Below are 13,939 nucleotides of genomic sequence, written 5' to 3' on the forward strand. Positions count from 1 at the left end.
TCTCGGCTTCTGCGTATATTTGGCCTGACGGCCAGAAATACTGTTCACGCCTCGGCATAGCAAATTGAATAAATTCATTTGCTCTGCTCTCGGCTTCTGCGTATATTTGCAGAATGAAAAAAATTTCTGGCATATTCATCTTTTTTCTCGTTTTTCCCGCGCTTATGTATTCGCAGGAAAAATATACACGCGGAGCCTATATTGAAAAATACTGGCGCGTGGCGGTGGAGGAGATGCACAAATCCGGCATCCCTGCAAGTATAACGCTCGCCCAGGCCTGTCTGGAATCGGATAACGGTAATTCTTATCTGGCCGTCAAGGGGAACAACCATTTCGGAATCAAATGCCACGGCTGGGACGGCAAGTCGATAAGGAGGGATGATGACAGGCGCAATGAATGCTTCAGAAGTTACGGGAATGCAATCGAATCTTTCCGCGATCACAGCGATTTTCTTGTAAGCAGGTCGCGTTATTCAAAACTCTTCGATTTGGAGCCTACCGATTACGAGGGCTGGGCATACGGGCTTTCCGAAGCGGGCTATGCCACCGACCCGAGTTATCCGCAGTCCCTGATCAGAATCATCGAAACCCATAATCTGATGAAATACGACAGGATAGGCGCTGCCGAAACCCTGTCTTACGTGGCTCCTTATGCAGAGGGGCTGGAAGAAGGTTTTTACGGATTCAGGTTGACACGCGAGCTTGAGGACGTGAACGGCCTTGCGTATATCGTTACTTCGGGTGAAGAAAGCATACGTTCCATCGCTAAGGAATTCAACCTTACCAACCGCGAGCTTAAAAGGTACAATGACCTGAAAACGGGTTCACGGAAACTCCTTGACGAAGGAATGAAAATTTATCTCGTGTCAAAAAAAAGGAAGGCCCCGAAGGGTACTGCCTCTTCCCATGTCGTGGAGGGCCGGGAAACCTTGTGGGACATATCGCAGAAATACGGTATAAAGCTTAAAAGCCTGTGCAGGATGAACGGTCTGGAAGCGGACGGCAAGGTAGGGCCGGGCGATGAAATAAAACTCAGATAAACCATGTCACGGATTAAAAAAATCTCTGTCGCGGTCCTCTCGGTAGCCGCTGCCGTGTTCTCTGTGGCTGCATTCATGGCGGTCCGTTATTATGTGGACAATAAGGTGTCCAATTTTACAAAAGCATACGTGCTTTATGTGGACGAAGGCATGGACGGGCAGGCCGTTCTTGATTCGATTGTACGCAATGCCGGGGTGATAAGGCCCGGAAGCCTTGAGCGGATGGCCGTGAAAGAAGGGCTCGATGCCTCCATGAAAGAAGGCCGTTACGAGATAAAGCCGGGAATGTCGTCCGTGTATGTAATCAGGATGATAGTTAACAACTGGCAGACAGAGGCCAGACTTACCATATCGGGCTATATCAGGGACAAGGGCAGGCTTGCGGCGGTGCTGGCAAGGCCGTTGCAAATCGATTCCGCCGATATCGCACCCCTGCTTTATGATGACGGGTTCCTTTCGGAATTCGGCTTCGATTCCGAAACCGTGCTCGGGATGATATTGCCGGACACCTATCATATTTTCTGGACTGCTTCTCCGGAGGAAGTCATCAGGAGGCTCGGAACCGAATACGGACGTTTCTGGGATGAGCGCCGCCGTTCCGAGGCCGCCGCCATAGGCCTGACACCTTTGGAGGTGAGCACACTTGCCTCCATAATCATGGAAGAGTCGAATGTCGCGGACGAATATCCTGTAATAGCCGGTGTCTATCTGAACCGTCTGCATAAGGGAATGAAATTGCAGGCCGACCCTACGGCGAGATTCGCCTCCGGCGATTTTACGCTCACGAGAGTGCTGAAGTCGCATACAAGGATTGATTCGCCATACAACACTTACATGTATCACGGCTTGCCGCCCGCACCGATAAATGTAGCCTCAAAAGCTGCAATAGAGGGTGTCCTGCACGCACAGAAGCATGATTATCTGTACTTTTGCGCCAGGCCCGAATTCGACGGAAGGCACAATTTCGCCGCTACATATTCCGAGCATCTCCGTAATGCCGCCGCTTACAGGAAAGCCTATAAGGAATGGCTCTCCTCCAGGTCTGAAGCCGTTTAGTAAACGTTTGTAGACGTTTGAAGATTCCGGAAAAGGATATTTTTTCGCGAAATATCCTTTTTTGAGCATTTTATCGGTCGGCGGACATTAGTTTTGCCGAAAACGATTCGAAATGAAACGACCAGCAAAATCCGTCATGACCGGCATAGCGGCCCTTATACTTTTATTGACCGGTTTTCAAGTGGCCCTGTTGCTTGCAGGGAATATTTTCAATCCGAGGAAGTCGGCTCTTCCCCATAAGGACGGGCTTGCAGGGGATGCCGATACGCTCGAACTCTCCCAGGAATATTTCGCCCCCATTCCCATCAATCTGAACAGGGCGGATTCGCTTGCCCTGTTGGATATCCCCGGGGTTGGACCCTACTATGCTTCCCGCATACTGCGTTACAGGGAACGTCTCGGTGCCTTCGCCGTCAAGGAACAGCTGATGGAGATACGGGGCATCGATTATGAAAAATATAAGAGGATGGCCCCGGAAATCGTAATCCTTCCTGAAGATGTCTGGACTCCCGACATCTGGGAGCTTCCGGCGGATTCCATCAGCAGGCATCCCTATCTGGATGCGTATTCGGCAAGGGCCATCGTCATATTCAGGGAAAACCATCCGCGTTCCGCATGGAAGATAGACTCCCTTGTGAAGGAGGGGATTATTTCCGAACGCAGTGCGGCGGGGCTGAAACTCTATTTTGAATGAGAAGCTTCTGAAATATTTGAAAATTAAAGGCCGATACCCTATATTTGTGTCCGCAAATCTGATTTGGAAATTTTTATGGGTATTATTACATGCAAGGGTATTTCCAAGACTTTCGGGACTTATAAGGCGCTCGATGATATCAACTTGGATATCCCAGAAGGCCGTATCTTCGGTTTGTTGGGACCGAACGGTGCAGGCAAGACAACCTTGATCAGGATCATAAACAGGATTACCATTCCCAATTCCGGAGAGATATTTTTACAGGGAAGGCACATGACCGATGCCGATGTCGAGAAGATAGGCTACATGCCTGAAGAGCGCGGGCTTTACCGCAAGATGAAGGTCGGGGACCAGGTGCTCTATCTTGCGCGGTTGCGGGGCATGTCCCACAGCGATGCCATGACGGAACTGAAGAAGTGGTTCAAGCGTTTTGAAATAGAATCATGGTGGAACAAGAAGATTGAAGAGCTTTCCAAGGGAATGGCGCAGAAAGTCCAGTTCATCACTACGGTGGTGCACCGTCCGAAGCTGGTAATAATGGACGAGCCCTTCAGCGGTTTCGACCCTGTCAACGCCCAGCTCATAAGGGATGAGATGCTGAGGCTTAACGAGGAGGGGACGACCATAGTCCTGTCCACGCATAACATGCAGTCTGTCGAGGAGTTGTGCCATGGCATAGCCCTTATAAACAAGTCTCATTTAGTGGAGAGCGGGGATATAAATGCAATAAGGCATAAATACGGTACCGACAATGTGGAAGTCGTGTATGCCTCGGAGGAAAACAGGCCTATTCCGGAAGGCAGGGCCTACAGGGTGATATCGGATGTGGAGGAATCCGGACTCCGTACTGCCGTGCTTGAAAGGGCGGACGGGGTTTCTTCCGGTGAACTGTTGTCCGAAATCATCCCGCATGCGAACATTGTCTCGTACAGGGAGCTGCTGCCGCGCATGAACGATATTTTCATAAAGATAGTAACAGGCCGTGACAATGCGGCAGATGGAGGAAAGGAGGACAGGGCATGAACTGGAAAAAGATAGGTGTGGTAATAGGGCGCGAATACGCCATGAGGGTCAAGAAAAAATCTTTCCTCGTAATCACATTCGTGACCCCGCTTCTCATGGCGCTTCTCATGGTCCTTCCGACGATAATCATGCTTTACGGTTCTTCGGAGGAGAAAGGTCAGGAAGTAGCCGTTACGGATGATTCCGGAATAGTGATGGGATATCTCGGAAGCGATGAATATGTTTCATTCACCGATTGTACCGGAGAGGACAGTGAATATCTGAAAAAACATCTTGACAGCCTCGGATACAAGGCCCTCGTGACGATATCCGCCATCGATTCTTCAAAGGGCGTTTCTGTTTTCTCGTATTCCTACGAGCCTCTCGGGTCGGATATTTCCGACCGTGTAAAGGATGCCGTGGACGAGGCCGTAGAGGACTACAGGGTGCGTTCCTATAATATCGAAGGGCTCGAAGACATGATTTCCTCAATCAGTTATTCTTCTTCGATAACCTCGTATACGATCGGAGAGGACGGGAGCGAGAAGGTTACCGTTACTGGCATATACAGGGCGATTGCCATAATATTTTCCATCCTGATATACATTTTCGTATATTCTTTCGGAGGCATGGTCATGTCTGCCGTAATCAACGAAAAGACTTCGAGGGTGGTGGAGGTCATGGTCTCCTCGGTAAAGGCAATCGACTTGATGATAGGGAAGATACTTGGAATCGCCGCCGTGGCGCTTACCCAGTTTTTCCTGTGGATTGTGCTTACGCTACTGATTGTCGTAGGAGTCAATTCCTTCATCGGAATGGACAAGATGATGCAATCGCCGGAAGCTACGGAACAGCTTATGGAAATGGCCGGGGGCCAGGGCGACATGGTGACGGATATGGTCGGGACTGCCGCCAACTCGGAATTCGCGGCCGTCATGTCCACCCTTTCCCAGATAAACTTCCCGCTGGTAATCGGTTCGTTCCTCCTGTTCTTCGTCTTCGGGTACCTGCTGTATTCATCGATGTTCGCGGCGATAGGAAGCGCGGTGGATAATGAGCAGGATACAAACCAGCTCGTGATTCCTGTCACGATTCCGATACTTGCTGCGTTTTTCATAGCGTTTTCAGCGATAGACAATCCGTCGAGCCCGCTGCTTGTCTGGGCGTCCTATATTCCGTTTACTTCCCCGATATGCATGATGATGCGTGTCGTGAACGGGATTCCTTCATGGGAAATGTGGACTTCATTGGCGATATTGGTAGTGACTACGTTCCTGATGATGTACCTGTCTGCCAAGATTTATAAGGTCGGCATACTTATGTTCGGCAAGAAGAGTTCCTTTAAGGACATGTGGAAGTGGTTGAAATACAAATAAAAATTGGTAATGAAACGATTTTCGGTATATTGCGCCTGCGTGGCCTTGTCGTTAGCCTTCCAGGCGGAAGTCTTTTTCCAGGCAGAGGCGCAGGATTTCAAGTATGACTGGAGCGTGATTCCGGTGACTGACAAATACGATTTGCCGGCCGGGACTCCGGTTGCGGAGATTGTGGCGGAAGCACGCAAAGGCATGGAATATCTGAACGAAGTTGTGGCGGTTTCGGCTTGCGAAATGGCTGTTGCGAAACCTGAAAGCGCGCTTTCGAACCTTACCGCCGACATGATATACGACCGTGCCGAGGTTCTGACGGGGATGGAAGTCGACTGTGCCCTGTACAATATGGGCGGCATCAGGATTACATTGCCCGCAGGCGAGATAACGCTGGGCGATATCGTGAGCTGTTATCCTTTCAACAATACGCTGATAGTCGCCGAAATCAAGGGTGACAGGCTGGCGGAGTTTTTCAAGGACTTTGCGGCCATGAACCAGCCCGAGGCGATAAGCGGAGCGAAGATGGAGGTCACTGAAGACGGCAACCTGCTTTCGGTTACGGTAGGAGGGAAAGAGATAGATCCGTCGAAGACGTACCGTCTGGCATCGATAAGTTTCCTTGTTTCCGGCGGAGACGGGTTTTATTTGGAAAGATATGCGGACAGGATTGTCGATACCGGAGTGCAGGTCAAGGATGCCGTAATCGCCTATTGCAAGGAGTCGTACAAGGCCGGAGTGAAACTTTGCTCCGGTATCGAGGGACGTTATGTAATTGTAAATAAAGAAGGAAAATGAAAAAAAACATACTTCGCTTATCCGTATCCGTCCTTGTTTTTCTGGCTGTTTCGCTGGCAGCCGTCGCGCAGGACCTGGTGATACTCCATACCAATGATACCCATAGCCAGATTGATGTCCAGAAAAGCGGCGAATATGCAGGGCTCGGAGGAGTTGAAAGGCGCTACAATCTGTTTCAGGAAGTAATAAGCAAATACGGCAGGGAGATAGTGCTGATACTCGATGCCGGGGATTACAACCAGGGCAGCCCGTATTTTACCGAATATTCCGGAGACCTGGAGGTCAGCCTGATGAATGCCTTGGGCTATGATGTCACCACCCTCGGCAACCATGAATTCGACAACGGGATAGACGAACTGGCCCGCAGGCTTTCCATGGCCGAATATCAGACGGTATGCTGCAATTATTCTTTCCGCGGCACCCCTCTCGCCCGGTATGTCAAGCCGTATACGGTCATTGTGAAGGGCGACAAGACGATAGGAATCATCGGGGCGACTACGGATTTGGAGCGGGTGAGCGACAAGGGGATAACCGACGGGATAAAGCAGCTGGATGCGGTGAAGTCCATTAACAAATACGCCCGCAAGCTGGCCCGCAAATGCGATTTGATCATATTGCTTTCACACCGCGGTTACGATACCGGTACGGCCTCCGGGACGGATCTCGAGATTGCCGGAAAACTGAAGAATGTGGATTTGATTATCGGCGGGCATTCACATACCTTCCTGACAGAGCCAGTGGAGATGGAAGATGCCGACGGACAGCGGATTGTAATAGTCCAGGACGGTTGGGGCGGAGTGAATGTCGGAATGATGGTAATCAAGGATTTGTAATTTCCCCGTCCTCTTTTTTCTTCCCCCTTGTCCTTATTGCCGTAAAGACGGCTATGTCATCGGTGATGATGGCCCTGAATGCAAGGAAATCGAGTATAGAGGCTACGAGAGGGAAGGCCATGCTTATCGAGAATACCAGTTGGTCGTCAGCCCTGAAGAAATGATATGCCAGATATATCTGGAGGGCGAGGCAAACCAGTGCCGCCGTGCTTGCAAGTCTCATCTGGAGAAGCCTGTTCTTGTATGTGAAGACTGCCACCCCGTTTGCGCAAAGGGCCGACAGCATCAGCAGGGCCGTAGGTGTCATTTCATAATACATTATGTCCTCTTCGCCGTCAGGTGCGACTACGGTGGCGAATTTCATGAAAAACATCGCGGCTATGAGCAGCGCGGCAAGGGCCAGATAAAGGGTATGGATTCTTCTCCACATAAATTTTGGTATTTCTGTTTTGTCAATGATGCAAAAATAGGCAAAATATGATTATTTTTGTTCCTATGAACAATTAAATGACAGTATTATGGCTATAGCAGCTTCAGAATTGATAATAAATGACGACGGTTCCGTATTCCACCTCCACATCAGGCCGGAGGAACTTGCGGACAAGATATTGCTCGTAGGGGACCCGGGAAGGGTTGCCCTGGTCAGGTCGTTTTTCGATGCGGGCTCGATAGAGGCCGAGCACAGTTCGCGTGAATTCGTTTCCGTGACAGGAAAATACTGCGGTGTGCGCATGACCGTGCTTTCAACGGGAATCGGGTGTGACAACATAGACATAGTGATGAACGAGCTCGACGCCCTTGCCAATATAGATTTCAGAACCCGCGAAATCAAGGAGGAGAAGAAGAGCCTTGAAATACTGAGGCTCGGCACCTCCGGGGCGATACAGCCCGACATACCCATCGGCTCATACGTGTTTTCGCGTTATTCCGTCGGATGCGACGGACTTCTTAACTGGTATGCGGATAGGGAAAAGATTACGGATGTCGAGCTTGAAAACGAATTCATGCGCCAGGTAGGCTGGAACGTACATCTGCCTACCCCATATTTCGCAAGGGCTTCGCAGGAAATCGAGGACAGGTTTGCCGGGAACTGCATCATGGGATGTACGGTATCGGCCGGAGGGTTCTACGGGCCGCAAGGCAGGGTGTTGAGGATGCCTCTCGCCTTGGATAACATGATAGACAGATTCGAACGTTTTTCGTACAAAGGGCTGAGGATTACGAACTTTGAAATGGAAGGCTCGGCCATAGCCGGCATATCGGGACACCTCGGGCACAAGGCGGGGACGATATGCTGCATCATTGCCAGCCGTTACGCCGGCACCAGCAATCCCGATTACAAGGCGGACATGAATGATTTTATAAAATTCGTATTGGACCGTTTTTGTGGAATATCATGAGCATATCGCAACAATTGAAGGCAATAGTCGCACTGCTTGAAGATACGGACGGCGTTGTGAGTGAAAGCGTCGATTCGTATCTCAGGGAGCATTTTGATGAAGTGTCTGCACAATTGCCTGATATTGCGTATGCCCGGAATCAGGATGGCGGTTGGGCCTTGCTTGTCGGCAAAATGCGCTCGCTGAACAGCGAACTGACCCTGAAGGAACTGGAGCAGGTGGTAAAGACGGACGGGGAGAACTATATTTACGAGTGGTTCCTGATGAACAAGCTGATTCTGTTCCCGGCGGACTACAGTTCCATGTACGCGACCCTGCTCACGATGTCATACAAGGTAGAATCCCAAATTTCCCCGGGAGCGTTGCCGGCCCATAAGGTAGACGCAATCAACCGGGTCTTTTTCGAGGAGTTCTCCATGACCGCCCTCAGGGATGAGGACATTCCGCTGGAAGCGCTGCTTCCCGTTTCTGTACTGGAAACGAGGCACGGGATATCCCTCGTCATCGATATGCTGTATGTCTTTCTTGCGGATTTGCTGGATTATCCCCTCAAAGTTTTCGTGAGCGACATGGGGTTCATCCCGGTATGGGTGGACGATGACGGCAGTCCCCTGTTTTTCATAAATTTAGGGGAAAAGGGCAGGATGATTTCCATCTCAGACGTGCTTGACGGCGACGATGACGTTTCCAATCTGTATTTCGACGATGTAAGCTCCCTTCTCGATATCTATGCGGCGGTGCTGTCGGATATTTTTTCGATTTCGGGAGAAGGGGAAAGAAGCAAATTGATGATGAAGGTCCATACCATTTTGCAGAGAAGATGAAAGGCATATTTTTCATATCCCGCAGGCTTTCTGCAAAATCCGGCCTCGCTGTCGTTTCAGTGGCGATAAGCGCGGTAGTGATGCTCATAGCGCTTTTTGTGTCCTCGGGATTCCGTTCGGCGATACAGGGGTCCATATCCGCCGTTTCCGGCGACATGGCGGTGCTTTCTCCGTATATGGACATTATGAGTGAAAAACATTATGTGCGCTGTACGGACGAGTATAAGGACCTGATAAGCGGATGCCCGGGAGTGAAAAGGGTCTCGCCGTCAATATACAGGGCCGGCATAGTCAAAAGCGGTACGGGCATTTCCGGCGTGGTTTTCAAGGGTGTGGACTCGACATACGATTTTTCCATGCTGTCGGGACGTCTTGTGGAAGGCTCTTTCCCAGTATTGCGCAAAGGGCGCATTTCGACCGAGGCCGCAATACCACTTTCGCTTGCGCAGGAGGCCGGTATAGGTCTCGGAGATACGTTTCTGGCCTATTTCATAGGGGAGGAAGTAAAGGCGAGGAGGTTCCGTGTCTGTGGGATATACCGTTCGCCCATAGAGGAGCAGGAGGGCAATTTTGTCTTTTCGGACCTGGAAAATCTCCGGCGGCTGAACGGATGGGATGAAGAGTCCGTTTCCGCGATAGAGATTTTTCTGAAAAAAGGGGAGGAGCCTTCGGAGGTTTCCGGAGAGGTTTCGTTTACCGTTTTCAGTTATTCTTCGACGGACGATCCTTCGGCCATAGTCTACGAGACGAGGAACCGTTTTCCTTCGATTTTCGACTGGCTGGATTTGCTCGACTTCAATCTGTACGCCGTGCTTGTGCTGATGTTTGCGGTTTCGGGCTTCAATATGGTTTCCGGAATATTGATAATACTTTTCGAAAACATGTCGTCCATAGGCCTTTTCAAGGCATTGGGCATGAAAAACAGGGAAATAGCGAAGGTATTCATGGCAAAGGCTTCCTCCATAGTGCTCAAGGGGCTTGCCATAGGGAATGTCATAGCGTTTGCCTTGGGAATATTGCAGGACAGCACGCAGTTTATAAAACTCAATCCCGAAAATTATATAGTCGATTCTGTTCCGGTGGCTTTCAATCCGGCCGGCATAGTGCTGCTCGATGTCTGTGCCTATGCCGCCATAATGATAGTGCTCCTGATTCCGTGCCTGTTCATTTCAAAAGTGGATCCGGCAAAGACAGTCAAGATGCTTTAGTGTCCGGTTTTCTGTATTCTTCGTATTTTGAAAGGACTTTCTCGACATAGTTCAGAGTTTCTTTTGCGTTGAAGCGCCCTCTTTTCACGCATTCCATGCTGTAATATTCCTTTTGGGACATGAGAGGCATCACTTCCACGATGTTCTCCCATTCATCCGGATTTTTACCCAATGCGGATGCGAGCGCGCGGCAGTCCTCGATTCTGCCTTCCCCGGCATTGTAGGCTGCGAGCGTGAATCTTACCAGGTCGGTCGAATCCTGTATGCCCTCTCTTTCGAGCAGCCTTTCAAGGTATCTCAGGTGCCTGGTCCCGGCATCGATGTTGCTTACCGGCGAGGAAAGGTCGTATATGCCGTATGCGGCCCCGGTGCTCGGTTTTATCTGCATGAGGCCGATGGCCCCCTTACGGGAGGACGTGCCGTTTATGAACATCGATTCGCTGTATATTATGGCGGAAACAAGTTTCCAGTCCCAGCCGAGCCTTTTGCTGAAATGCTTTACAATCCTGTCGTAAGGGGATATTTTGCCGGCATCTCCCTTTCCGAAAAAATTGTCGTACAGATGTTCGTAGCTTCCGTCGCTCTTGATTCTGGCAATCCATCCGGACATGGCGCGGAATACGTGCAGGTCATCGGTCCCCGCAGCCCATATCGATTCATCCGAAAGTCTGGCTACCAACAGCAGTCCTCCGTTTCTGCCGGCAATGCTGTCCATTTCGGAATTCGTTATTATTATATCGTATTTTCCTCCGTTAGAGGCCAGAAATGATGAGTCTTCCCTGTTGAGGCCCCGCTTTGCGTTTACTATGTGTACGGTGCAGCCTTCATCCTTTTCAAGCATGTCGGCCAGGGCATAATTGAATCCGCTGTCTTCGGCCTCGTACCTTGCGCTTTTTATGTCCATCAGGCATACGAGGGTGTCTCCGGCGAATCTCCTTTCCGGTTCAGGCAGTAAGGACGGGCTCCGGTCTATGGCTGACAGGCATGACAGTACGGCCGTAATAATGGCTATTATGATGACTTTCAGAGGCTTGTTCATTTCGTTGGAGGCGGAGTGTATTCGCTTTTCGGAATCTTCTTGTAAGGCTGGGTGTAGAACGGCCAGAATATTCCGACCTTGAATGACATAGGGCTGCGGATATATCCGTATGTGGCGAAATAATCGCTTCCGTGTTTGTTTTCACCGACATTGAGCACTTTGATGAAGACACAGGCGCGTTTCCACTGGACATTGAGGAAAACGTTTATGTAAGGGTCCGTGCCTCCAATCAGTTCCTTGTTCTGGCTCTGGAACGTGCCTAAGGCCGGGTTGTATGCCGGAGAATACCATTTTGTGTTGAATGTGGCTTCGGCTCCGAGCTGTATGTTCATGACGTTCCTGACTACAGGAAACTCCAGATAATACCTCAGATTGAGTGCCAGTAGCGGGAGAGGAAGGACATTGTTGTCTGAAGACAGCTGGAACAGAATCCTGTTGTCCAAGTGGAATTTCCATATCCTGAAATCTTTCCTTAGGTACGCACTCATTACGCTTATCGGCCTGTCGTGCTGCCTTACAATGCCGAGAGTGTCATAATATATGTCATTGGCAATCAGGCTGTATCCGAAAAATGCCTGTAATTTGTATTTCGGTATGTCAACGTAGCCTTCGATTCTGGTTTCCGAGCGTTTTGAAAAATTGTTGCTCCACCTGTAGTGGTTCGAATTGTAGTACTGCTCGTAAAACCAAGGCTCTTTGAGGGTCTGTGAAAACCTTGCTGTCAGGGAAATAGGGGACGACTTGTCCTTGAACGGGTAGAACGCTACTTCTACATTTGCCCTTACGTCCAAATCGTTGCTGGTGTAACCGGCGAAGTTGTATTTTGCGAATGCATCCCATTTAAGGTATTTCCTGTATGAACCCTCGGCTCCTGCGTAGAAGTAGAAAGTGTTGAACGTGGTGCTCGAAGGGCCAGTCACATAGTCTTTTTCATCGAAAAGATAATACTGGGACAGCTTGTATCCCAAGCCTCCGCTTATTTTCGACACAATGGCGTCTTCGGCCCATGGCTGTATCCTGATGTAAATCTTATTGTCGAATTTCGCGACCCTCATCGAATCGTAGGTAGTCGTCGGGTTGAGGTAGAAGGCATTGTTGTAGAATCCTCTCTGCTCAGTGTCGCTAAGGGAAATTTCATCCCTGTAGGTACGTCTGTAAGCGGTGTATTCGTTGCTCATGCCTATGAATGCGGTTGTCACATCCTCATGTACGCCGATTTGTACCGTGCTGTCGGTTTCCGCGCTGTCCGCCACTGCCATTCCGCTGTCAGTCGCAACTGCCGATGTGCTGTCCGCAGCCATTGCCAATGTCGTGTCTGCTGCCGTTGCGGTTGTGTCTGCCGTCGCAAACGTGCTGTCGGTCATGGCTGCCGACTCCGAAACCTTTTCACGTTTTTTGCGTTTCAGCCTGTCTATGAATCCGAAAGGAATCCTTATGGACTGGTCGATGAAGACGGTGTTTTTCCTTGTTTCCGAGGATGCCGAATTGAGCCAGACTGCTATTTCCCTCGGTTCCACCATGGTATCCCTTATCAGCCGGCTGTCTTTCAATCCTCCGTTTTCAGTCCTTTTCGTCCGGTTGAATATGTAGCCGGCATGCATTACGTACTTTTTCCCGATGTAGTTGCCGGAAATCACGGCCGTGCGGTTGTCCGTATCCTCGTTCATCAGCATTCCGTTGCCACCGAAGCGTTTGTATTCCAGCATGATATTGAGCTCGGGAGTAATGTTCTGGGTCGCAAGCACCTTCACATTGGCCTCCTCCTTGTCCCTGTTTGCCAGCAGCGTTCCGGTGTATTGCAGCTCGACGTAAGGGGTCTTCGTGTTATACATCGGCAGGGATTCAGGAGTGTAGGTGTAAGGAATATAGTAGTCGAAGAACCTGGCATCCTCATCGGTCTCCCTCTTGAAATAATTCGTCCGCATTACAGGCGAGCCGAAGACTCCGAGGAAGATTCCGTCCACATCGTCTTTAAGGAAAGGCAGGTCGTAATAATGATAATTGTAAGTGGTGTCGAGCCCGACCATGTGGATGTCGTTGAAATCCCTGTCGTGTGTCCATAACAGAATCCTTTTGTACCACAGCGAATCCGGGATTACGTATGTTTCGAGTATTCTCGGGGTGTTCTGTATGATACTGTCCTTTACGGCCCTGATGCTGTCCCTGCGGAACATTCGTATCTCTGCCTTGGAAAGCACCCTTCCTGTCGGTATTGGCATTCCCAACGAATCGAGGGAACGTCCGAGGGAGTCTATCGAATGTCCCAAGGTATCTATGAACCTTCCTATCGAATCCCTCATCGGTATTCCGAGAGTGTCCCTCATGAGTTTTGCGGAATCTACCGGCGGGGCGTATGCCGGTGCCGGAGCGGTTCCTGACCTTGATGAATCCGCGGCAGTGCTGTCTGCTACGGAAGCGGTTCCGGACGTGTCCGACACAAAGGACACGGTGTCGGAGCTGTCAGCGACAAAACCGACGGTATCGGAACTGTCGGCGACGGCAGAAGTGTCGGTCGCCGGTCTGAAAGACACGGAATCACTGGCGGTCCCGAAATATTCGCGGCGGAAATTTTCCCTTGCTTCTATGCCGGTTATGTTTGCCGCGACGGCGATTACCGCCGCCACAGCTATGGTTATGAATACTTTCTCTGTTTTCATCGTAACCGGCAAATATACAAA

At 50.2% G+C, this 13,939-nt stretch carries 13 protein-coding genes; 10 read left to right on the forward strand and 3 right to left on the reverse strand.

Annotation, left to right across the window (positions count from 1 at the left end; translation table 11 throughout):
• Positions 1 to 113: 113 nt before the first annotated feature.
• The 7 genes from B5F83_RS03960 (at position 114) to B5F83_RS03990 (ending at position 6,790) form a co-directional block, all read left to right on the forward strand.
• Positions 114 to 1,040, forward strand: coding sequence for a glucosaminidase domain-containing protein (locus B5F83_RS03960; protein ID WP_087276803.1), 927 nt, complete (start codon positions 114 to 116; stop codon positions 1,038 to 1,040).
• Positions 1,041 to 1,043: 3 nt separating this feature from the next.
• Entirely contained in the window at positions 1,044 to 2,096 is a 1,053-nt protein-coding gene (gene mltG, locus B5F83_RS03965) for an endolytic transglycosylase MltG (protein ID WP_087276806.1), read from the forward strand.
• Positions 2,097 to 2,208: 112 nt separating this feature from the next.
• Positions 2,209 to 2,790 (forward strand): helix-hairpin-helix domain-containing protein, encoded by a 582-nt coding sequence (locus B5F83_RS03970; RefSeq protein WP_239383820.1) that lies wholly within the window; start codon positions 2,209 to 2,211, stop codon positions 2,788 to 2,790.
• Between the two features lie 75 nt (positions 2,791 to 2,865).
• The gene (locus B5F83_RS03975) at positions 2,866 to 3,813 is read left to right on the forward strand and encodes an ATP-binding cassette domain-containing protein (protein ID WP_087276810.1); all 948 of its coding nucleotides are present in this window, start codon (positions 2,866 to 2,868) and stop codon (positions 3,811 to 3,813) included.
• Positions 3,810 to 5,168 carry an ABC transporter permease gene (locus B5F83_RS03980; RefSeq protein ID WP_087276813.1) on the forward strand — a complete coding sequence of 453 codons (1,359 nt, stop codon included), beginning with the start codon at positions 3,810 to 3,812 and terminating at the stop codon, positions 5,166 to 5,168. Before B5F83_RS03975 ends, B5F83_RS03980 begins: the two co-directional genes overlap by 4 nt.
• Positions 5,169 to 5,177: 9 nt before the next feature.
• Positions 5,178 to 5,957: a 5'-nucleotidase gene (locus B5F83_RS03985; protein ID WP_087276816.1), complete on the forward strand. Its 780-nt coding sequence runs from the start codon at positions 5,178 to 5,180 to the stop codon at positions 5,955 to 5,957.
• On the forward strand, positions 5,954 to 6,790 hold the full coding sequence (locus B5F83_RS03990; protein ID WP_087276819.1) for a metallophosphoesterase: 837 nt from the start codon (positions 5,954 to 5,956) through the stop codon (positions 6,788 to 6,790). The genes B5F83_RS03985 and B5F83_RS03990 overlap by 4 nt, the downstream gene beginning before the upstream one ends.
• Here B5F83_RS03990 and B5F83_RS03995 read toward each other — a convergent pair.
• Positions 6,777 to 7,220 (reverse strand): DUF4293 family protein, encoded by a 444-nt coding sequence (locus B5F83_RS03995; protein ID WP_087276822.1) that lies wholly within the window; start codon positions 7,218 to 7,220, stop codon positions 6,777 to 6,779. The genes B5F83_RS03990 and B5F83_RS03995 overlap by 14 nt on opposite strands.
• An 88-nt stretch (positions 7,221 to 7,308) precedes the next feature.
• On the opposite strand from B5F83_RS03995, the gene B5F83_RS04000 reads away from it, so the two are divergent.
• From B5F83_RS04000 to B5F83_RS04010, 3 genes are read left to right on the forward strand one after another with little or no spacing between them, the layout of a single operon-like run.
• The gene (locus B5F83_RS04000) at positions 7,309 to 8,190 is read left to right on the forward strand and encodes a nucleoside phosphorylase (RefSeq protein WP_087276824.1); all 882 of its coding nucleotides are present in this window, start codon (positions 7,309 to 7,311) and stop codon (positions 8,188 to 8,190) included.
• The gene (locus B5F83_RS04005; protein ID WP_087276827.1) at positions 8,187 to 9,014 is read left to right on the forward strand and encodes a transglutaminase family protein; all 828 of its coding nucleotides are present in this window, start codon (positions 8,187 to 8,189) and stop codon (positions 9,012 to 9,014) included. The genes B5F83_RS04000 and B5F83_RS04005 overlap by 4 nt, the downstream gene beginning before the upstream one ends.
• Complete coding sequence (locus B5F83_RS04010) at positions 9,011 to 10,222, forward strand: ABC transporter permease (protein WP_087276830.1); 1,212 nt, start codon at positions 9,011 to 9,013, stop codon at positions 10,220 to 10,222. The genes B5F83_RS04005 and B5F83_RS04010 overlap by 4 nt, the downstream gene beginning before the upstream one ends.
• On the opposite strand, the gene B5F83_RS04015 is transcribed toward B5F83_RS04010, so the two are convergent.
• Positions 10,209 to 11,261, reverse strand: coding sequence for a transglycosylase SLT domain-containing protein (locus B5F83_RS04015; protein WP_087276833.1), 1,053 nt, complete (start codon positions 11,259 to 11,261; stop codon positions 10,209 to 10,211). The genes B5F83_RS04010 and B5F83_RS04015 overlap by 14 nt on opposite strands.
• The gene (locus B5F83_RS04020) at positions 11,258 to 13,918 is read right to left on the reverse strand and encodes a putative porin (RefSeq protein WP_087276836.1); all 2,661 of its coding nucleotides are present in this window, start codon (positions 13,916 to 13,918) and stop codon (positions 11,258 to 11,260) included. Before B5F83_RS04020 ends, B5F83_RS04015 begins: the two co-directional genes overlap by 4 nt.
• Positions 13,919 to 13,939 lie beyond the last annotated feature (21 nt).

This window comes from Muribaculum sp. An289 (assembly GCF_002159555.1).
GTDB lineage: Bacteria > Bacteroidota > Bacteroidia > Bacteroidales > UBA932 > Merdivivens > Merdivivens faecigallinarum.